The sequence below is a fragment of the Flavobacterium sp. genome (assembly GCF_036782315.1).
In the GTDB taxonomy this organism is placed as follows: Bacteria; Bacteroidota; Bacteroidia; order Flavobacteriales; family Flavobacteriaceae; genus Flavobacterium.
This window is the reverse complement of sequence record NZ_DAIPZK010000015.1, coordinates 24,054-44,175: the sequence shown is the minus strand read 5'-3', so window position 1 is coordinate 44,175 and position 20,122 is coordinate 24,054. Positions and strand designations below refer to the sequence as shown.

19 protein-coding genes are annotated in these 20,122 nt (G+C 30.0%); 10 read left to right on the top strand and 9 right to left on the bottom strand.

Going from position 1 to position 20,122, the window contains the following annotated elements:
* Window positions 1–60 precede the first annotated feature (60 nt).
* The 4 genes from V7P59_RS11885 to V7P59_RS11870 all read left to right on the top strand — a co-directional run bounded on the left by V7P59_RS11885 (window position 61) and on the right by V7P59_RS11870 (window position 2,325).
* The gene (locus tag V7P59_RS11885) at window positions 61–768 is read left to right on the top strand and encodes a hypothetical protein (RefSeq protein ID WP_333810368.1); all 708 of its coding nucleotides are present in this window, start codon (window positions 61–63) and stop codon (window positions 766–768) included.
* Window positions 765–1,394: an SCO family protein gene (locus tag V7P59_RS11880; protein WP_333810392.1), complete on the top strand. Its 630-nt coding sequence runs from the start codon at window positions 765–767 to the stop codon at window positions 1,392–1,394. Before V7P59_RS11885 ends, V7P59_RS11880 begins: the two co-directional genes overlap by 4 nt.
* A gap of 135 nt (window positions 1,395–1,529) precedes the next feature.
* Complete coding sequence (locus V7P59_RS11875; RefSeq protein WP_333810367.1) at window positions 1,530–2,069, top strand: DUF420 domain-containing protein; 540 nt, start codon at window positions 1,530–1,532, stop codon at window positions 2,067–2,069.
* Between the two features lie 40 nt (window positions 2,070–2,109).
* The gene (locus V7P59_RS11870; RefSeq protein ID WP_333810366.1) at window positions 2,110–2,325 is read left to right on the top strand and encodes a hypothetical protein; all 216 of its coding nucleotides are present in this window, start codon (window positions 2,110–2,112) and stop codon (window positions 2,323–2,325) included.
* 81 nt (window positions 2,326–2,406) lie between these two features.
* Here the strand turns inward: V7P59_RS11870 and V7P59_RS11865 are convergent, their stop codons facing one another.
* Window positions 2,407–3,798, bottom strand: a complete 1,392-nt coding sequence (locus tag V7P59_RS11865) for a DUF4403 family protein (RefSeq protein ID WP_333810365.1) — start codon at window positions 3,796–3,798, stop codon at window positions 2,407–2,409.
* Window positions 3,799–3,903: 105 nt separating this feature from the next.
* Here V7P59_RS11865 and V7P59_RS11860 point away from each other — a divergent pair, with 105 nt between their 5' ends.
* From V7P59_RS11860 to tsaB, 3 genes are all read left to right on the top strand, one after another.
* Window positions 3,904–5,223 (top strand): TolC family protein, encoded by a 1,320-nt coding sequence (locus tag V7P59_RS11860; protein ID WP_442902426.1) that lies wholly within the window; start codon window positions 3,904–3,906, stop codon window positions 5,221–5,223.
* A gap of 22 nt (window positions 5,224–5,245) precedes the next feature.
* Entirely contained in the window at window positions 5,246–6,559 is a 1,314-nt protein-coding gene (locus V7P59_RS11855) for an efflux RND transporter periplasmic adaptor subunit (protein ID WP_333810363.1), read from the top strand.
* A 99-nt stretch (window positions 6,560–6,658) separates the two neighbouring features.
* On the top strand, window positions 6,659–7,318 hold the full coding sequence (gene tsaB, locus V7P59_RS11850) for a tRNA (adenosine(37)-N6)-threonylcarbamoyltransferase complex dimerization subunit type 1 TsaB (protein ID WP_333810362.1): 660 nt from the start codon (window positions 6,659–6,661) through the stop codon (window positions 7,316–7,318).
* Here the strand turns inward: tsaB and V7P59_RS11845 are convergent, their stop codons facing one another.
* Window positions 7,319–8,137, bottom strand: a complete 819-nt coding sequence (locus tag V7P59_RS11845) for a mechanosensitive ion channel family protein (protein WP_333810361.1) — start codon at window positions 8,135–8,137, stop codon at window positions 7,319–7,321.
* A 202-nt stretch (window positions 8,138–8,339) separates the two neighbouring features.
* Between V7P59_RS11845 and V7P59_RS11840 the strand changes: the two genes are divergently transcribed.
* Window positions 8,340–10,586 carry an inorganic phosphate transporter gene (locus V7P59_RS11840; protein ID WP_333810360.1) on the top strand — a complete coding sequence of 749 codons (2,247 nt, stop codon included), beginning with the start codon at window positions 8,340–8,342 and terminating at the stop codon, window positions 10,584–10,586.
* A 47-nt stretch (window positions 10,587–10,633) separates the two neighbouring features.
* Here V7P59_RS11840 and V7P59_RS11835 read toward each other — a convergent pair whose 3' ends face one another.
* Entirely contained in the window at window positions 10,634–11,533 is a 900-nt protein-coding gene (locus V7P59_RS11835) for a NifU family protein (protein ID WP_333810359.1), read from the bottom strand.
* 324 nt (window positions 11,534–11,857) lie between these two features.
* Between V7P59_RS11835 and V7P59_RS11830 the strand changes: the two genes are divergently transcribed.
* Together V7P59_RS11830 and V7P59_RS11825 are read left to right on the top strand one after the other, a co-directional pair.
* On the top strand, window positions 11,858–12,847 hold the full coding sequence (locus V7P59_RS11830; protein ID WP_333810358.1) for a PorP/SprF family type IX secretion system membrane protein: 990 nt from the start codon (window positions 11,858–11,860) through the stop codon (window positions 12,845–12,847).
* 63 nt (window positions 12,848–12,910) lie between these two features.
* Entirely contained in the window at window positions 12,911–13,423 is a 513-nt protein-coding gene (locus V7P59_RS11825) for a gamma carbonic anhydrase family protein (RefSeq protein ID WP_333810357.1), read from the top strand.
* A 1-nt stretch (window position 13,424) separates the two neighbouring features.
* Here the strand turns inward: V7P59_RS11825 and murI are convergent, their stop codons facing one another.
* The 6 genes from murI to porG all read right to left on the bottom strand — a co-directional run bounded on the left by murI (window position 13,425) and on the right by porG (window position 20,018).
* A complete protein-coding gene (gene murI, locus V7P59_RS11820) occupies window positions 13,425–14,204 on the bottom strand; it encodes a glutamate racemase (RefSeq protein WP_333810356.1) in 780 nt (259 codons plus the stop codon).
* 73 nt (window positions 14,205–14,277) lie between these two features.
* Window positions 14,278–14,781: an OmpH family outer membrane protein gene (locus tag V7P59_RS11815; protein ID WP_333810355.1), complete on the bottom strand. Its 504-nt coding sequence runs from the start codon at window positions 14,779–14,781 to the stop codon at window positions 14,278–14,280.
* A 24-nt stretch (window positions 14,782–14,805) separates the two neighbouring features.
* Window positions 14,806–15,852, bottom strand: coding sequence for an OmpH family outer membrane protein (locus tag V7P59_RS11810; RefSeq protein ID WP_333810354.1), 1,047 nt, complete (start codon window positions 15,850–15,852; stop codon window positions 14,806–14,808).
* A 112-nt stretch (window positions 15,853–15,964) separates the two neighbouring features.
* Complete coding sequence (gene bamA, locus V7P59_RS11805) at window positions 15,965–18,658, bottom strand: outer membrane protein assembly factor BamA (protein ID WP_333810353.1); 2,694 nt, start codon at window positions 18,656–18,658, stop codon at window positions 15,965–15,967.
* Complete coding sequence (locus tag V7P59_RS11800) at window positions 18,576–19,331, bottom strand: isoprenyl transferase (RefSeq protein WP_333810352.1); 756 nt, start codon at window positions 19,329–19,331, stop codon at window positions 18,576–18,578. Before V7P59_RS11800 ends, bamA begins: the two co-directional genes overlap by 83 nt.
* A gap of 3 nt (window positions 19,332–19,334) precedes the next feature.
* Window positions 19,335–20,018 carry a type IX secretion system protein PorG gene (gene porG, locus V7P59_RS11795; RefSeq protein WP_333810351.1) on the bottom strand — a complete coding sequence of 228 codons (684 nt, stop codon included), beginning with the start codon at window positions 20,016–20,018 and terminating at the stop codon, window positions 19,335–19,337.
* Window positions 20,019–20,122: the final 104 nt, after the last annotated feature.

Below are 20,122 nucleotides of genomic sequence, written 5' to 3'. Positions count from 1 at the left end.
TAATCCCGATTTACATCGGGATTTTTTTTACTTTTGTACGAACATAATTAGTTCATTCTGATGAAAAATAAATTAGTTTTAATTTCTCTATTTATGCTGCCAATTGCCATTTATTTGGTTTTTTCAACAGCATCGCATAATTCACTTTTTTTACCTACAATTTCTAAAAATAATAACGATATACCTTCTGATTGGATAGGGTTAAACGGTTCGAAAGAATCCATGAAAGGTAAAATAACTGTTTTAGGTTTTGTGGGAGATAAAGTAATTGAAAATCGTGGCAATTTTTTTAATTTGAATCAGAAAATATACAACAAGTATAAAGGATTTAAAGATTTTCAAATGATAATGGTGGTTCCATCAGGAAATGAGAAAAAATGTCAACAAATCATCGATGAATTAGCGCCAATTACGGGTGATATGAAAGGATGGCGTTTTGTTTTTGCATCACCAGAAGCCATTCAAGATTTCTACGATAGTTATAAATTAATTGGACAGTTAGATCAAAACAAAGGAACTCCGGCTGTTATAATAGTAGATAAAGAATTAAATCATCGTGGGAGAAAAGGTAAGAACAAAAAGGGCGAAGAAGAATACAAGGAAAGTTATAACACTATTTCAGCTGCTGATTTGCACAATGAAATGACTGATGATGTAAAAATTATTCTGCGCGAATATCGCTTAGCTTTAAAAAAGAATAAAAACGAAAGAAAAGATGCTTTCCGTGATAACATCAAAGAGAACATTGATAAACAAAATAAACAATAATGAATAATAAATCTTATATAGGAATCTCTTTTATCATTTTAATTTTTGGAATTTGGGCCGTGCCTAAAATTGTTGCTAAATTTCAAAAATCTGATTTAGTTGAAATTGGTCCAGTTCCTGAATTCAAATTAACGAATCAGAATAATAAAACTATTACGAACAAAGATTATCATGGAAAAGTATATGTGGTAGAGTTTTTCTTTACAACGTGCCCTACCATTTGTCCAAAAATGAACGAAAGTATGTTGCAATTACAAAACGAGTTTTATGGCAATCCTAATTTTGGAATAGCTTCAATAACTATTGATCCGGCTAATGATACACCTCAAGTTTTAAAAAAGCATGCTGAATTATTAGGGGTAAAACATTATAATTGGTATTTTTTAACAGGTGATAGAGATTATATATACAATTTATCTAATAAAGGTTTTAATTTGTATGCTGGTGAAAACAATAAAGTTGCTGGTGGATTTGAACATTCAGGATTATTTGCTTTAGTAGATAAAGAAGGTAAAATAAGATGCAGAAAAGATGCTCAAGGAAATCCAATTTTGTATTATGACGGACTTGATGCTGCTGGTGTTGAAGCTATAAAAGAAGATATTAAAAAATTATTAGCCGAATAGTTATCAATGCTAATCCCGAAGCTTTAGAACAATTTCATGAACATTACTAAAAATCTTATATGAACTTATATTCCTGAAATTGTTAAAGAAATTTCAAGTTTAACTTATATGACATAAATGTTTAAAAAATAAAAAATGGAAAATAGTATAGAAACAAAATATAACAAACTTATTATAGTATTATCAGTTGCCATTCCTGTGGTAGTAGCTTTGCTTTTTGGAATTAATTTAAGAAAATTAGGTTTTGATGTTCAACCCTTATCATTTTTACCGCCAATTTATGCTACTATTAACGGGTTAACAGCAGTACTTTTAATAGCTGCAGTTGTTGCTATTAAAAACGGAAACAGAAAGTTACACGAAAACTTAATCAAAGTTGCCATTGCTTGTTCGGTTGCTTTTTTAGGAATGTACGTAGCTTATCATATGACGTCTGATTCTACTAAATTTGGTGGCGAAGGAGCAATTAAATATATATATTACTTCATTTTAATAACACATGTTGTTTTGTCTATCATTATTATTCCATTGGTTTTAACAACATATGTAAAAGCTTTATCAGAACGATTTGACAAGCATAGAAAAATAGCTAAAGTTACATTTCCTATTTGGTTATATGTTGCAGTTACAGGTGTGGTTGTTTACCTTATGATTTCTCCTTATTATGCACATTAAAAAAAATAGCACAAGGAAAATAGAACAAAGAGGGTTTAAGATGAAGATTTTTTTCTTTTTTCTTTTATCTATGTTATTTTCTCTTTCAACTCAAGCCCAATGTGCTATGTGTCGTGCTGCTCTTGAAAGTGAAGAAGGTGGTGTTCAAGCCGAAGCCGTTAACGATGGAATCGTTTATTTAATGGCAATTCCATACATTTTAGTTGGTGTTTTGGGCTATGCCATTTACCGATTGAAATACGGTAAAAAGAAATAATCTATTTCAAGATTAAGTAATCACTATTAAGCTCCAAGTGTAATGATAAGTTGGAGGTACTCGGTTAATTTCGGTCAAAAACTATTCTAAACCGTCTACTTTAATATCCATTTTACCACTAGTAGTGATGAATGCAATGATAGCTTTATCTGTTAATTCTACTTTTTCAAATTCAAAATCGTTGATTGTTCCATTTACGAAAACACCTTTCATTGGAGAATAATTATTTAAATAAGGTAACATATTTTGTTTTCCTTCTTCTAAGTTTCCTTTAATGGAATAACGACAATTGGCTTGAATGCTTTTCAAAATGGTGCCATGCAATAGCCAATTTGCTGATTTCATTAAAATACTTTTTGTGTTTAAAACATAATCCATTTGGTCAAAATATATTTCTTTGGTAATTGGATTGTAATTTGGAATTCCAGTTAGATAAATAGTACCATTAATACTTCCTAAAACATCTAGGGCTATTATCATTTTACTGTCTTTTTGCCATAAATCTACTTTCTTTACTATAATCTTTCTGCTTCCAGAAGTAAATTCTTGACCTTGAAAATTTTTAGTTACAATTTTGCTAGCACTTTCAAATGTAGAAACCGCTACTACTGAAACTGTTGTTTGGTCAGGAATTCTTTCAACAGGTTTCAAAACAATCTTTGAAGCATCAAAACCATTTTTTGGTTCTTGTCCTACTATGGTTTGCATGTTACATTTCAAGCCCATATTCAGCATAATTTTGGTTTTGGTCAATTTAGCTTCAGTAACATACAATTCCATCGGAATCATTTTAAACCACGTTTCGTATTGTTCGCTTGTTAAAATAGGTTTGCTTAATTTTTCCAATGCATTCAAAACATGAGGTTTAAAATCACAAGTTTTATCTATGGCTTCATCGATTTTTTTTGAGATTTTCGATTTAAACATATTCAAAGTTGGATTAATAATGTAAGTGATAGGAATATTTTTTCCTGCCACTAAAATAGTTGGGCTTTCACTCCATTCAAAATCTTCAATTTTAGAAGTGGTAGTAAGTTTCCAATTGGTTAAATGTGTTTTACTGTTTAAAGTTATAATTCCGTTTAGATTAATTTCACGAGTGTCATTTAATCCCATAAAATCGGTTCCGTATTTGAATTTTGCCCAAATTTTCAATGGAATAACAGATACTATATTACCCTCTTTTTCATTTAATTTTATAGGAGCCGTTTTCCAAATTTTCATTTCGGTTTTATCATCATTCAAAATAGAATCGTTGTAAACTAATCCGGTTACATTTTTGTTTAATTGTTGTTCCAGTTCTTTCAATGTTATTTCAACAGGCATTGAAACAAAAGAAATCTTATTCTTAAAAACAATAGGATTATCGTTTGAAGGTGCTGGTTTTAAAGCTTCAATTTTATTTGTGGTTCCGCAAGACACGGTAAATAGGATAGTAAAAAGTAATGTAAAAACTACAAGAAAGGTTTTCATAGCAAATTAAATTTTCGACGTAAAAGTAAAATTTTAATTGATATGCTGTAACAAAATAATGAAAAAGCGGTCTTATAAGAAATGAGAATTAAAGCACGTAAAATGATAACAAAAAAAATAGTTTTTTTTCTATTGTTGATAGGTTTTCAACTTTCGGCACAAAGTAAAAAATGGACTTTGGAAGAATGTGTAGATTATGCTATTCAAAATAATATTTCCATAAAACAGTCTGAGTTAGATTTAAAGACTTCAGATATTGATAAATTAGAAGCTATTGGTGGATTTTTACCAACATTAAATGGTAATGCTAATTATAGTATTAATACAGGAGCTAGTATTAACCCGGTTACGAACCAATTTCAAAATCAAACTTTCAAATCATTTTCTGCTTCTGCTAATTCAAGTATTATGTTATTCAATGGATTGGCTAATTGGAAAACCATGCAAAGAGCTAAGTTAAATAAGATTGCAAATTCATATCGATTAGATAAAATGAAAGATGATATTGCACTTTCTATTGCAAATTCTTATTTACAAATTTTGTTTAATAAAGAGCAATTAAAAGTTCAAAAAAATCAAAATTTAATTACTAAAGAAAATATCAAAAGAACTCAAGAATTAATTCAAGCGGGCTCACTTCCTGCGGGTGATATTTATGAGCTTCAAGCTACAGATGCTTCACAGGAGCAACAAATAGTAAATACCGAAAATGCACTTTTAATTTCTAAAATTGCTTTGTGCCAAACATTGTTATTGGATGATTATGCCAATTTTGATATTTCAGACGAAGTAATTGATTTGCCATTATCTAACATTACTAACGAATCTCAAGATGCTATTTTAGAAAAGGCAAAAGAATCGGTAAAAGATGTAAAAATTGCAATAGCAAACGTTGATGTAGCTAAAAAAGATGTGGCTTTATCACGTTCTTCTTATTTGCCAACTTTAACAGGTTTTTTAGGGTATAACACGCGTTGGGCAGAAAGTACACCTTTTAGTTTTATAGACCAATTAACATTGTTTGATGGTACTGCTGTGGGTTTACAATTAAGTGTGCCAATTTTAAATGGTTTTGCTACGAGAGGAAGAGTTCAACGTGCAAAAATTAACCAGGAACGTTCAGAATTTCAGTTGAAACAAGCAGAATTAGATTTGGAAAGGAATGTGTATCAAGCCTATAATGATGTTATTAATGCAAAAAAGTCATATGAAGCAGCTCAAAAAACATTAGAGGCTAGAAAGCAATCGTTTAATTTTTCTAAAGAACGTTATGAGGTAGGCTTAATGAATTCATTTGATTTTGCTCAATCAACTTCTGCATATGAGAATGCACAATCAGAAGTGTTAAGAACTAAATACGATTACATTTTTAGAACTAAAATATTAGAGTTTTATTTCGGAATTCCATTAGTAAAAAAACAATAGTTAAAAATATAAATACTTAGTCATGTCAAAGAAAACCATATACATTTTATCAGGAACTACAATTGGATTAATTTTATTGTTAGTTGGACTTAAAAAAGGTGGTGTTATTGGAAATAACGACGATTCTAAAGTTGTCGAATTGTCTAAAGTTGCCCAAACAACAATTATTGAAACGGTTTCTGCAACTGGTAAAATTCAACCAGAAATTGAAGTAAAATTATCTTCTGAAGTTTCTGGAGAAATCATTGCTTTACCAATAAAAGAAGGACAACAAGTTAAAAAAGGAGATTTGTTAGTACGAATTAATCCTGATTTATACGAATCGGGTGTCAATCGTTCAGTTGCTTCCATGTCAACTACAAAAGCAGGATTAAGTCAGGCAGAAGCACAAGTGAAAGAAGCAAAAGCAAATTACGATAGAAATCAAAAATTGTTTGAAAAAGGAATCATTTCAAAATCAGAATGGGACAGAATTGTTTCTGCTTATGAAGTAGCATTGGCAAACAAACAATCGGCTTTTTATCAAGTAAAAAGTGCTTCGGCTACAGTTACTGAGGCAAATGATAATTTAAGAAGAACAACAATTTATGCGCCAGCTGATGGAACAATTTCCTTATTAAATGTAGAGTTAGGGGAACGAGTTTTAGGAACGCAACAAATGGCAGGAACTGAAATTCTTAGAATAGCCAACTTAAACAATATGGAAGTTGAAGTAGATGTAAATGAGAATGATATTGTAAAAGTAAACATTGGTGATTCTGCTAAAATTGAAGTAGATGCTTATTTAAAAAGAGAATTTAAAGGAATTGTAACGAGTATTTCAAATTCGGCTAGTACGGCTTTAACAGCAGATCAAGTAACAAATTTTAAAGTAAAAGTTAGAATTTTAAAAGAATCTTACCAAGATTTATTAGAAGGTAAACCTGAAAATTACTCTCCATTCCGTCCAGGAATGACGGCTACAGTTGATATTATTACCAAACGTAAAGAAAATATTGTGGCTGTTCCAATTAGCGCTGTCGTAGTAAAAGATGATACCACTTCAGTTAAGAAAGATGTTGTAGCAGAGTTAGAAAAGAAAGAACAAGAACAAAAAGGAACGGCTCCAAAAAGCGATAAAAAATACGAATGTGTTTTTGTTAAAGTAGGAGATAAGGCAAAATTAAGAGTTGTAAAAACTGGAATTCAAGATGATAGTAATATCGAAATTATTTCAGGATTAAAACCAGGGGAAGAAATCATCATCGGACCCTATACAACAGTTTCAAAAGATTTAGTTTCTAACGATAAAGTTCGTGTTGAAACTGAAAAAGATAAAAAAGAAAGTAAGAAATAGATTTCTTATTAGTTAATTTGGGTAAATAAGGCGTGGGAAACTGCGCCTTGTTTTTTTTACGAGTTTATCTTCTTAACTTTGCCTTTCAAAAATCGGATTATGTCAATTATTCTAAATATAGAAACCGCAACTAAAAATTGTTCAGTAGCTTTAGCAAAAGAGGGAAATACCATTGCTTGTAAAGAAATTGCTGAACAAAATTTCTCTCATGCTGAAAAATTGCACGTTTTTATTGAAGAGTTACTGGGTGAAAATAATTTAAAGTTTTCTGATTTGAATGCCATTGCAGTTAGTCAAGGTCCAGGTTCTTATACAGGGTTGCGTATTGGCGTTTCTTCAGCAAAAGGTTTTTGTTATGCCATGAATATTCCGTTGATTGCAATTGATACATTACAACTTTTGGCAAAACAAATTCAAATAGAAGACGGTATCATTATTCCTATGATTGATGCGCGAAGAATGGAAGTTTTTAGCGCTTTTTACGATAAAAATCATCATCAAATTAGAGCTACTCAAGCGGAAATAATTGATGAAAATTCGTATCAAGAAATTTCTGAAAAAATACATTTGGTTGGAGATGGAACAGAGAAATTCAAAAACACGCTAACTCATGAAAAGTTTGTTTTTCATTCAAATGTAACATTTCCTTCGGCTAAAGAAATGAGTGAATTGTCATTTGAGAAGTACAAAAAAAGCGACTTTGTTGATGTCGCTTACTTTGAACCTTATTACTTAAAAGATTTTGTTTTAACTAAGTAATTATTCTTTATGAATTTCCACTTGGTGTGGAAACGGAATTTCGATACCCGCTAAATCAAATGCTTTTTTAGTTTTTTCTAAAACATCCGATTTCACTTTCCAAAAATGTTCGTTTTTTGCAAAAGGTCTAACTGCAAAATCAATTGAACTTGTAGCTAAATCATTAATAAACACAACAGGTTCGGGTTCTGATAAAACTTCTGGAATTGATTTTAAAACGTTTTCTAAAGTGGTTTTTGCTAATTGCAAATCGGTTTTATAATCAACAGAAATAATTAAGTCTATACGTCTAAAGCCATTTGCAGTGTAATTCGTAATCACGCCATTTGATAAAGCAGCATTTGGGATAATTATTTGTTTGTTATCTGGCGAAGTAATTACGGTAGAAAATATTTTGATGTCTTTCACAGTTCCTAAAACACTCTGCGCTTCAATAAAATCACCAATTTTAAATGGTTTGAAAAGAATAATTAAAATTCCTCCCGCAAAATTAGATAGTGAGCCTTGCAAGGATAAACCAATAGCTAAACCTGCAGCTCCTAAAACAGCAACAAATGAAGAAGTTTCAATACCTAATTTAGAAATTACAGTTACAAATAATAAGATTCGTAATGTCCAAAAAATTAAATTTCCAATAAAAGTTGAAAGAGTAACTTCTACATTTCTGGCCAGCATTAATTTTTTTGCAGCTTTTGTTATAAAACTAGTTGCCCACAGTCCAATTAATAAGATTAGAACTGCAACAACAAATTTAGGAGAATACTCTAAAACTAATTCTTGAATTTTAATATAATAGGTTTTAATTTCTAATGCGTTCATGATTTTAGTTCAATTTTATTTTGCAAAGGTAAAGTTTGAATGTAAAAGAAGCTAATGTCTCTGTACTTTTAAGACTAGAAAGTTTAATTTAATGTTATGAAATGTTTTATAATTTGTTTCAATAGTAAAAATTGATAACATTAAATTAACGTTGGTTTGAAAATCTTGAAGGACTTTTGCACAAAATTAATTCATAAAAAAAATGGAGCAGATTTATATTATTATGTTAATTGCATTAGCTGTTCTTGCTATTACCGATTTAATGGTTGGAGTAAGTAATGATGCGGTTAATTTCTTAAACTCAGCAATTGGTTCAAAAGCGGTTTCGTTTAAAACAATTATGATTGTTGCGAGTATTGGAGTTGCTGTTGGGGCACTTTATTCTAATGGTATGATGGAAATTGCCAGAAATGGAATTTTCACCCCTAGTATGTTTAGTTTTAATGATGTAATTATTATCTTTTTAGCAGTAATGATTACCGACGTATTATTACTAGATGTTTTTAATACATTAGGTTTACCAACTTCAACAACAGTTTCTGTAATTTTCTCATTATTAGGAGCTTCTGTTGCTTTGGCGGTTTATAAAGTTTATTCAAGCGGAGATAGTTTTAGTACTTTAGGGAAATACATCAACACTGATAAAGCATCAGAAATTGTATATAGTATTTTACTTTCTGTAGCGCTTTCTTTTGCTTTGGGTTCGTTAGTGCAATATGTTTCAAGGTTAATCTTTACTTTCCATATTGAAAAAAGATATAAGTATGTAGCAGCTCTTTTTGGTGGAGTAGCAATGACGGCTATTACTTTTTTCATCTTAGTTAAAGGATTAAAGTCAATTACTTTTGTTCCTTCAGAAGTAAAAGATTTTATTAAAGAAAGTCCGTTTACTATCATTGGTTATTCTTTGATTTTATGGACAGTTGTTTGTCAATTATTAATTAGTGTTTTCAGATATAGTGTTTTCAAATTTATCATCATTGTAGGAACATTTGGATTAGCGCTTGCTTTTGCTGGAAACGACTTAGTTAACTTTATTGGGGTACCAATTGCAGCTTACCAAGCTTTTGAAATTTGGGCTGCTCCTGGGCAAACAGTAGCTGCTAACGAATTTATGATGTCTGGACTTGAAGGTGAAAATTTACCAGCACCGTTCATCTTTTTAGCATTAGCAGGAGTAATCATGGTTTACACATTATGGACTTCTAAAAAAGCAAAATCTGTAATTGAAACAGAACAGAATTTGTCAAGACAAGGTGAAGGAAACGAAAAATATAACGCAAATCCGCTTTCAAGAAATATTGTAAGAGCAATGATGTATCTTGGAAATATTATTAGTTTTATTTTACCAAAATCGCTTCAGAAAAAATTAGATGCCCAATTCGTTCAGCCAGAATATACTGGAAAAAGAGATGAACAACCAATGTTTGATATGGTTCGTGCATCAGTAAACTTAATTGTTGCTTCTATATTAATCTCCATAGGAACTTCAATGAAGTTACCATTATCTACAACTTATGTAACTTTTATGGTGGCAATGGGTTCGTCTTTTGCAGATAGAGCTTGGGATAGAGAAAGTGCTGTTTATAGAGTTGCGGGTGTATTTAATGTAATTGGAGGTTGGTTTGTAACTGCTTTTGCAGCGTTTTTATCATCAGCTATTATATCTTACACTTTATTTATTGGTGAAGTATTTGCTTTCTTTGCATTCATGATAGTAGTGGCTATTTTCTTCTATAGAAGTAACCAAATTCACAAAAAGAAAGTTAAAGAAGAGGAAGAAATTAAAAGTTTAAGAAAAGAAGATATTGTAACATTAAAAGAAATGATTACAGAAAGTTCTTCTCAGATTTCTAAAGTTTTAAGAAAAACAAGTGCTTTATATTCAAGTGTGGTGGATAATTTAGGATTGCAAGATTTAGCAAAACTTAAAGAGAATAAAAAAGCACTAAAAAAGGTTGAAAAAGAAATTGACGAATTAAAAAGTAATGTTTTCTATTTTATTAGAAACTTAGATGAAAATTCAGTTGAGGCTAGTAAATTCTATATTTTGATCTTAGGATATTTACAAGATATGGTACAATCTATTGATTATATTACTACAAGTAGTTATTCTCACGTAAATAACAATCATAAAAAATTAAAATTCAATCAAATTAGAGATCTTAAAACGGTTGATTCTCAATTACAAGAATTATTTAATCGTTTAGAGACAAGTTTCAAGAAAGAAGATTTTTCTAAATTGGATGAAATTTTGAAAGATAAAAAAGTATTTTTAGACACAGTTTCAGAATTAATTACTAAACAAATTACTAGAATTAGAACAACAGAAACAAGTCCAAAAAATAGTAAATTGTATTTCTCTTTACTTCTTGAAACAAACGATTTGATAAAATCTATCATGAATTTATTAGAGTTGTTTAAAGAATTTAATCAACAAAACAAGTAATAAAAAAAGAGCCGTAAGGCTCTTTTTTATTTTATATAATCGGAGAATTAACCATTAATAGCTTCCACTTTTATAGCTTCATCTTTCAACATGTCTTTAAGCATGTTTTCTATTCCGTTTTTCAAAGTAAATGTTGAAGAAGGGCAACCACTACAAGCGCCTTGTAAAACTACTTTTACTCTTTTCTCTGTAGGGTCAAACGATTCAAACATAATATTTCCACCATCGCTTTGAACAGCTGGCTTTACATATTCTTCAATGATATTGATGATTTGTTGAGAAGTAACATCTAGTGAATCAAAGTAAGCTTCTTGTTGTTTTTGATGTACTTCAGTTTTAGTAATTGCGTTTTCATCTATAACAACATTTCCGTTTTCTATATATTCTTTAATAAAAGTTCTTAATTCTAAAGTAATTTCATCCCATTCTGTTACTGCAAATTTTGTAACTGAAATGTAATTTTCATCAATAAAAACTTCTTTAACAAAAGGAAATTTAAATAATTCTTTTGCTAATGGAGAAGCGGTTGTTTCGTAAATGTTTTTGCATTCTAAAGCTGTTTTTGTTAAAAGTTTATTGCAAACAAATTTTAAAACAGCTGGGTTTGGAGTTGTTTCTGCATAAACTGTAATAGGCTGTTTCTTTGGTTTGGTTTCATCTATTTTGATAATTTGACCACCATTCGAGATAAACTCGTTAATTTGATTAGCAACATCCTCTTGAACATCTTCCCATTCAACAATTGAAAATTTTTCTATTGCAATGAAATTCCCCGAAACATACACTGTTTTAACAAATGGAAGAAAAAATAATTGCTTTGCTAGCGGTGAATTTTGAGTTTCATCAATGTTCTTGAATTCAAAATTTTCTGTTCTTACAATAATTTCATCCAATTCAAACTTAACAATGGCTGGATTTTGAGTTATTTTAGTTGCGATTACTTGCATGATTTTTGTTTTTTTGCAAAGATACAAAGTTCAATAGATATGTTGATTGTTTTAACGATTCACTTTTTTATTTAACTTTTTATTATATTTTGGTGATTAAAAAAATAAAAAGACTATTTTTATGATTTTTATGTGAAAAATCACAAATTAAAGCTAAGAATATTTTAAGTGAATTGTAAAAGAAACACAAAAATTTATATCTTTGGCAAGTTCGTAGTAAAAAATCATTTTTTATGGTGGTTTTTTATTAGTAATATTTTAATTTTAAACTTCAGTTTTTAATTAGAATAGTAAGAAGTATGTTTCCATTAAACAATAACTACAATGAATTTTAAAAAGAGTTATTTTATTTTAGCATTTTTGTTAGCACAATTTTCTTTTGCTCAAGAAGGAATTGCTGTTTATTCAGATTATTTATCGGATAATTATTATTTGATTCACCCATCAATGGCAGGTGCTGCAAATTGTGGTAAAATTAGATTGACAGGTCGTCAACAATGGTTTGGTCAAAGTGAAGCTCCATCGTTGCAAACGGTTAGTTTTAATACAGCAATTGATGAAGACGGAATATCTGGAGTAGGTATGATTTTGTTTAATGATAGAAACGGTTATCATTCTCAAAAAGGAGCAAAATTAACTTATGCACACCATTTGAGATTTTCTAGAGGAACTGTTGATTTAAATCAATTATCTTTTGGTTTAAGTACAGCTTTTGTTCAAAGTACACTTGATGGTTCAACTTTTACAGGTAACGATCCAGTAATTGTTAACGGAGTTATTCAAAAGGATGCTTATTTTAATATCGATTTAGGAGTTTCCTACCATTATATGGATTTCTTCACTCATGTTACTATGAAAAACTTCTTAGCAAGCCAAAGACGAGAATTATATTCGGAAGGTTTTGAATCCGATAATTTAAGTAAATTGCTTTGGAGTGTAGGTGCTGTTTTTGGAAATGAAGATAGATTGCTTTTTGAACCTTCATTAATGTATCAACGTATTTCTGAGACTAAAGAATCATCAATTGATTTAAACTTTAAAGTATATAAAGCTGTTGATTTTGGGAAATTATGGGCAGCAATGTCATACAGAAGAAGTTTTGATAGTGCTGAATATGAAGGAGGTAAACAAAATTTACAATGGGTTTCACCTATTTTAGGTGTAAATTACAAGAACTTTATGTTTTCTTATACATATAGTCATGTTATGGGAGATATTAAGTTTGACAATGGTGGTTTTCATCAAATTACTTTAGGTATGAATGTTTTCTGTAAAGACAAACAATGGGATTGTAACTGTCCAGCAGTTAACTAATAAAATATTATAATAATATCTTTGTCCCGATTTATCGGGACATTTTTTTTAAAATAATTAATTATGTTGATTAAAGAAGTAAACGGAAAATTTCCGCAAATTCCAGATGATTGTTATGTGGCTGAAAATGCTACTATTATAGGCGATGTAACGTTTGGTGCCAATTGTAGTGTTTGGTTTAATGCTGTTGTAAGAGGTGATGTAAATTCAATTAGCATTGGTAATAAAGTTAATATTCAAGATGGTGCCGTTATTCATTGCACCTATCAAAAACATCCTACGGTTATTGGAAACAATGTATCTATTGGGCATAATGCGATTGTTCATGGTTGCACAATAAAAGATAATGTATTAATTGGAATGGGTGCCATTGTTATGGATAATTGTACTATTGAGAGCAATTCAATAGTTGCTGCGGGTTCTGTTATTACACAAAACACAATTGTGGAATCAGGTTGTATTTATGCAGGTGTTCCAGCTAAGAAAGTAAAAGATATCAACCAGAGTGATTTTGCAGGAGAAATTGAACGAATTTCAAATAATTATGTAATGTATTCCGGATGGTTTAAAGAGTAAATTAAAAATTTTTATAGATTACAGTTTCTTTATTTCCAAGAATATTTTTTAAAACTTCAGGCTCACTATTCGTATAGAATATTTGTGAGCTTTTTTTATTTGAAACATTCAATAATTGATTTTGCTCTAATATTTTTTGTGTTTGTTTAGCGACTGCTTCACCCGAATCAATAATCTTTATGTGCTGTGGAATAATTTTTTTAATTTGAGGAATCAAATAGGGATAATGGCTACAACCTAAAACTAAATAATCAATGTTGTTTTGAACCATTGGATCTAAATAGCTTCTTAATAAATCTTCCATTTCTGCGGAGTCTTTATCACCATTTTCAATCAATTGAACTAAGCCATGGCCTATTTGTTCAATTATTTTCACATCAGGATGGTTTGCCACATTTTTATGAAATAATTCGCTGTTAAGAGTTCCTTTGGTGGCTAGTATACCAATGGTTTGTGTTTTAGATTGTAGAGCTGCAGGTTTTATAGCGGGTTCAATACCTATAAAAGGAACATTATATTTTGCACGAAGTTCTTTTATGGCATTCGTGGTGGCTGTATTGCATGCTACAACAATTATTTTACAATTGTTTTCTAATAAAAACTCGGTATTTTTACAACTAAGTGCAATAATCTCATCTTTTGATTTTAATCCATAGGGAGCGTTCTTACTATCTGCAAGATAAATAGTGTTTTCATTTGGCATTAAAGCGTGTATTTCTCTCCATATCGATGTTCCACCAATACCTGAGTCAAATAAACCTATTGGATTCTCTTTCTTCATATAAGCAAAAATAAAAAAAAACTGCTCAATCTTATACAAGTTTGAGCAGTTTTTGAAAATGGATTTATTGTAATTAGAATCCTAATGCTTTTTTAACATCAGCTAATAAATCAGTACCGTCAGCAACTAATACACCGCTTCCAGTTGTAGAATCTAAAACATAATTAAATCCTTTTTCCTTAGCTACCTTTTGGATTGCTTTTTGAGCTTTTTCCATGATTGGCTTAATTAAGTCCATTTCTTTTTGGCTCAATTCTTTTTGAGCTGTTTGTTGAAATTGTTGAATACGAGCTCCCATATCTTGCATTTCTTTTGATCGAGTCTCGTTTAATGCATCTCCAGCTGTTGGAGCTTCTTGCTCATATTTTTGCAATTTAGTTTGGTATTCAGCCACCATGTTTTTATAATCTTTATCATAGCTGTCCTGAATTTTCTTCATTTGATCTTGAGCTGTTTTCATTTCAGGCATAGCTGTCATTAAAGCTTGAACGTCTATATGTGCAACTTTTGTTTGAGCTGAAACTTGCGTTCCAATAAAAAGTACGATTGCAATTGCTAAAGTTTTTAATTGTTTCATTTTTAATTTTAAAATTTAAGTTATTTAATTTTTATTCTCTGTTTCTTTTTTTTGTTCTTTAGATTTTTTAGCGGCTTCTTTTTCTTCAGCTAATTTTTTCTTTTTTTCTTCTAAGGCTTTTTTTCTTTCTTCTAATTTTCTATTTCTTTCATCAATAAGTTTTTGACGAGCTTCTTCAGCGCTTGTTTTCTTTGTTTCGCTTTTATTAGATTCTTCATCTTTGCCCGATTTTAAATCTGTTTTAGAGTTGTCGTCTTTTTTACCTTCGGTTGTTTTACCGTCTTTATCAGTTTCAGAATTTTTATTTTCAATTACTGTGCCATTTTTTTTAGCATCGCGTTCTTCAAGTAATTTTTTTCTTTTTTCTGCCGCATCAGCCTTTTTTTGTTCGTTAGCTAATTTGCGTTCTTCAATTAGTTTTTCTCTTGCAGCTTTTTTCTCATCTAAAATTCTTTGTCTTTCTGAAACAGCAGGATTTCCTTCCATTGATTCTTCAAGCGCTTCTTTAGCTTCTAAAGCTTTAAGCTGTTTTTTAGACATTTCTTCTCTTTTTTGAGAAGCGGTTAATTTTCTCACAACAAAATCACTTATGTCATATTTTTGAGCCGCAAACAACATGGTTAAATCGGATGATTTATCAAAAATAAAATCATATTTTCTTTGCTCTGCTACATCTTGAACTATTGTAAATATTTGATCTTGAATAGGTTTAATTAAGACTGATTTTTGAATAATTAAATCGCCTTTAGGTCCAAAACGTTTTTCTTGATATTCTAGTAAAGTTTTTTCCAAATAAGAGATTTCTTCTTCTCTTTCTTCAATTAATTCTTTTGTTAAAAGTACTCTTTCAGTTTTTAGAGCATCTTTTAGTTTAGTTATTTCTGTTTTTTTAACTTCTATTTCTTGCTTCCACTTCTGTGCTTTTTGTTCTAATTGGTTTAATGCATCTGCATAATCTGGAACTTTTTCTAAAATATATTCCATATCAATGTAACCAATTTTCACCCCTCTTGCTGTTTGTGCTTGGGTAGACAATGTGATTAAAGCAAGTATAAATAGTATTTTTTTCATTTTCACTTAAATTTTCATTAGAGGTTGAACCAAATCGATTCTACTTAATAGCTATAAACGTAATAAATAATAAAATATTTTTACGAATTTAACAAAAAAGTACTAACAAACCCTAAAATTGTTGACCAATAATAAAGTGTGTTTGCCAACCACTTTTAACTGTTTGTCCTGGAATTGCATCAAATCCATGAGCAAAATCGATACCTAATAGTCCAAATGCTGGCATAAATACACGCAAGCCTAAACCTGCAGAGCGTTGAAGTTGAAATGGATTATATTGTCTAAAATTATCAAAAGCTGAACCTGCTTCTAAAAAGGTTAAAGCATAAATTGATGCTGATTGATTTAATGTGATAGGATATCTCATTTCTAATGAAAACTTGTTATAGACAGTTCCTCCATTGCTTGATGACAATGAATTGTTTGGGTATCCTCTCAATTGGATAACTTCTCTTCCGTCTAGTGAAAAATTGGCTAAACCATCACCTCCTAAGTAAAATCTTTCAAAAGGAACAATACCCCTATCTTTGTTATAAGCTCCCATGTAACCAAATTCACCAAGTGTTCTCAAAACTAATTTATCCCAAACTCTTGTGTACCAATCTCCTTTAAATTTGATTTTGTAATATTCTAACCAATTAAATCTCTTTTGATCAACTTTTCCTATATCAGTTGCGGCATCTTCAAAGTTGTCTACTGGATATCCTTCTTCGTTCAAATACGCTCCTGGTTCCACGTCTGAACCATCAGGTGCGTTATAATTTTCTCCAGCTGTCTTTTTGTATTCTTTTAAGTTACCTAGATTCGCATAATCAATTCCGTTAAACAATGAATATGGTAAAGTAAACTTTCCTGTAATACTAAATTCTGATCCACTAGTTGGAAATATAGGATTAACTCCTTTGCTGTTTCTTGATAAACCTATTGTGTATGTTAGGTTTCTTGAAGATCCATTTCCGAAAGTAAATAGGCCTGTATTGTAATTATTCAAGTCATAGTATTGAAAAGATAAACCTTGTGAAAGTACAAAATAATCATCAGGAACAGTAAGTCTTTTTGCTATACCTGTAGCTAAAGTTATAATATTGAAACTTTGATTTCTTGTTATATCACGCGTTTGAAAATTATAAAGATATTGTTTACTGTAGGAAAATGAAGAAGAAAAACTTACAGGTTTTTTTCCTCCAAACCATGGTTCTGAAAAAGATAAACTATAAGTTCTAAAATAGGAACTTCCTTGTAAACGTAATGCCATTTTTTGACCGTCTCCCATTGGTAAAGGTTTGTAAGCATCTTTTTTGAAAATATTCCTTGCTGAAAAATTATTGAAAGACAAACCTAACGTTCCAATGAAACCTCCACCGCCATAACCTCCTTGAAGCTCTACTTGACTTGATCCTTTTTCTACTACATTATATTCAATATCAACAGTACCAGCTTGTGGATCTACATTTTTAAAATCTGGTTTAATAGCTTCTGGATCAAAAAAACCTAATTGACCAATTTCACGAATAGAACGTATTAAATCTTCTTTACTATATTTTTGTCCTGGCTTAGTTCTTAATTCTCTATAAATAACGTGATCATTTGTTTTGTCATTACCAACTACAGTAATTTTGTTGAAATAAGCAATTGGACCTTCAGTTATTCTAATCTCAAAATCAATAGTATCATTAACAGTTCTAATTTCTACAGGATTAATATTTGAAAAAAGATAACCGTTATTTTGATATAAGTTGGTTAAATCTTCTCCGTCTGGTTTTGTTTGATCAGCAATTCTTTTTTGTAAAATAGTACCGTTGTAAACATCTCCTTTTTTTATACCTAAAATTGCATTCAGTTGGCGATCTGTATATACGGTGTTACCTAAATAACGGATATCTCCAAAATAATATTTTCTTCCTTCTTCTAATTTTACTTTAATAGCAACAGTGTTACTTTTCTTGTTATAAATAACAGAGTCACTTATAATTCGTGCATCTCTATATCCGTTTTCTTTGTATTTGTCAACAACTGAATTTAGATCAGATTTATACTTGTCTTTGATGTATTTTGAAGCTTTAAAAATTCTTAAAGGATTTTTAACTTTAGTATTTTTAAATGCTTTTTTTAGTTTCGAGTCTGATATTTGACTGTTACCTTCAAAATCAATTTTACTCACTTTTACCTTGCTTCCTCTGTCTACATTAACTACCATTTTTACTTCAGTTTCGGTGCTGTCTAGTATGGTATTAATGGCTACTTTTGCATTGTAAAATCCGTCCTTCTTGTATTTGTTTTCAATGTAATTCTTGGTTGTAGTTAATAAATTTTCATTTACTATTTTTCCTTTTTTTAAATCTGTTTCTTTAATTAGCTCTTCAGATTTTCCTTTTTTTACACCTTTAATTTTTACATCTGAAATTTTAGGTAATTCATTTATATTAAGTTCCAGGTAAATACTATCTCCTTTTATTTCATTAACATAGAAAGCAACGTCAGAAAATAAACCTAATTTCCATAATTTTTTAATTGCTAAACTTATATCTTCACCAGGAACCATAATAGATTGTCCTTTTTCTAAGCCAGTAAAAGTGGTAACGGTTTGTTCGTTATATGAAATTTTACCGGTAACTTTAATTTTAGCTAAAATGTATTCTTTTCCATTATCAAGTTTTGTTTCTTGAGAAAATAGAGATGAACTGTTCAGTAATATGAAAATTGAAAGTAATTGTAGTCCTTTTTTAAACATTTTTTTCGGGTATAATTTGTTCGCTGGTTTTTCCAAATCGGCGTTCTCTTTTTTGATAACTAATAATTGCTTCATATAAATGATTTTCTGAAAAATCAGGCCAAAGTACGTCAGTAAAATAAAATTCTGCATAGGCAATTTGCCATAGCAAGAAATTACTTATCCGATGTTCGCCACTTGTTCTGATTACTAAATCGACATCTGGTAAATTGTGCGTGTAAAGATGCTGATTAATAATTGATTCGTCAATAGCCTCTTCAGAAATTATATTATTTTTAACTTTGTCAGAAATTTTTTTAACAGCTTGTATAAGTTCTTCTCTAGCACCATAACTTAGAGCTAAAGTAAGGGTAAGCCTAGAGTTTTCGGAAGTTTTATTGATTACTTCTTGTAATTCTTTTTGTACGCTTGAAGGTAAATTTGTTAAATTTCCAATAGCGTTTAATTTAATATTATTGGTTTGTAAAGTCTTAATTTCTTTTTTTAATGAAGATACTAAAAGCTTCATTAAGGTGTCAACTTCCATTTTGGGTCGATTCCAATTTTCAGTGGAAAAAGCGTAAAGTGTAAGATTTTTTATCCCCAGTTTAGCACAAGTTTCAACAGTAGTTTTAACCGATTTTGTTCCACTTTCATGTCCCAAAGCTCGCATCAATCCTTTCTGTTTTGCCCATCTGCCATTTCCATCCATAATAATGGCTAAATGTTGGGGTAAGGCTTCTATATTAATTTGTTGAACTAAATCCATCTTTTATTTTGCACAAAAACAAGGGTTTTTACCAAAGGTATACGTTAATGTTAAACCAGTAAAAACATACCAATCATTACTATTTAAATTTCCAAAACGTAAGGTTTCAAAATTATCATTTTTTGGATTACTTCCATCTAAATTATCAGTAAAAGTATATCTAAAACCTACTTCAGCTCCAATTATAAATTTTTCAAAAAAACGTCCTTTAATTCCTACTGTCATTGGAATAGCAAAAGTACTACTCCTGTAATCTAAATGACTTTCGTTTCCTAAAATAAATATCTCATCATATATGAAGTAACTTATACCGCTGTAAACATAAGGTGAGACTTTTGTTTTTGAATCATGGAGATCAAAATCCATAAAATTAAATTCTAATCCAGCTGAAAATTCTTTAGTACTATTTTTAAATGAAAAACCTCTTTCATATCTACTAGGAACATCGCTGTCAATGTCTTTTGATTTTAAACTTCCTTGTGTGTATGAAAAACGATAAGCATGACGCGGACTTCTATTCCATTTATAAAGAATTCCTATTGCAGGCTCGTTTGGAGCAATGTAATCCGTTGGTCCCACATCACCAATATAGTTAACACCACCAACAAATATGCCCAATTCGTTTATTTGAGCAAATGTGCTGAACCCGCAGAAAATCAGTAATATATGAATTAAAAAGTGCTTCATTTTTTAAAATAGTTTGCAAATATAACAATAATGACTTCTTATCCCTATTTTAAAGGTTTTTTTTGTTCTTTTTTGTTTTGCTAAAACGTTAAAAAATGAAAAAT

Coding starts and splice junctions, on each gene's coding strand:
- V7P59_RS11875 (WP_333810367.1), top strand. CDS start 1,530: ATGGAAAATAGTATAGAAACAAAATATAACAAACTTATTATAGTATTA.
- V7P59_RS11830 (WP_333810358.1), top strand. CDS start 11,858: ATGAATTTTAAAAAGAGTTATTTTATTTTAGCATTTTTGTTAGCACAA.
- V7P59_RS11845 (WP_333810361.1), bottom strand. CDS start 8,137: ATGAACGCATTAGAAATTAAAACCTATTATATTAAAATTCAAGAATTA.
- V7P59_RS11800 (WP_333810352.1), bottom strand. CDS start 19,331: ATGGATTTAGTTCAACAAATTAATATAGAAGCCTTACCCCAACATTTA.
- V7P59_RS11885 (WP_333810368.1), top strand. CDS start 61: ATGAAAAATAAATTAGTTTTAATTTCTCTATTTATGCTGCCAATTGCC.
- V7P59_RS11870 (WP_333810366.1), top strand. CDS start 2,110: ATGAAGATTTTTTTCTTTTTTCTTTTATCTATGTTATTTTCTCTTTCA.
- murI (WP_333810356.1), bottom strand. CDS start 14,204: ATGAAGAAAGAGAATCCAATAGGTTTATTTGACTCAGGTATTGGTGGA.
- tsaB (WP_333810362.1), top strand. CDS start 6,659: ATGTCAATTATTCTAAATATAGAAACCGCAACTAAAAATTGTTCAGTA.
- V7P59_RS11855 (WP_333810363.1), top strand. CDS start 5,246: ATGTCAAAGAAAACCATATACATTTTATCAGGAACTACAATTGGATTA.
- V7P59_RS11865 (WP_333810365.1), bottom strand. CDS start 3,798: ATGAAAACCTTTCTTGTAGTTTTTACATTACTTTTTACTATCCTATTT.
- V7P59_RS11810 (WP_333810354.1), bottom strand. CDS start 15,852: ATGAAAAAAATACTATTTATACTTGCTTTAATCACATTGTCTACCCAA.
- V7P59_RS11825 (WP_333810357.1), top strand. CDS start 12,911: ATGTTGATTAAAGAAGTAAACGGAAAATTTCCGCAAATTCCAGATGAT.
- bamA (WP_333810353.1), bottom strand. CDS start 18,658: ATGAAGCAATTATTAGTTATCAAAAAAGAGAACGCCGATTTGGAAAAA.
- porG (WP_333810351.1), bottom strand. CDS start 20,018: ATGAAGCACTTTTTAATTCATATATTACTGATTTTCTGCGGGTTCAGC.
- V7P59_RS11815 (WP_333810355.1), bottom strand. CDS start 14,781: ATGAAACAATTAAAAACTTTAGCAATTGCAATCGTACTTTTTATTGGA.
- V7P59_RS11840 (WP_333810360.1), top strand. CDS start 8,340: ATGGAGCAGATTTATATTATTATGTTAATTGCATTAGCTGTTCTTGCT.
- V7P59_RS11835 (WP_333810359.1), bottom strand. CDS start 11,533: ATGCAAGTAATCGCAACTAAAATAACTCAAAATCCAGCCATTGTTAAG.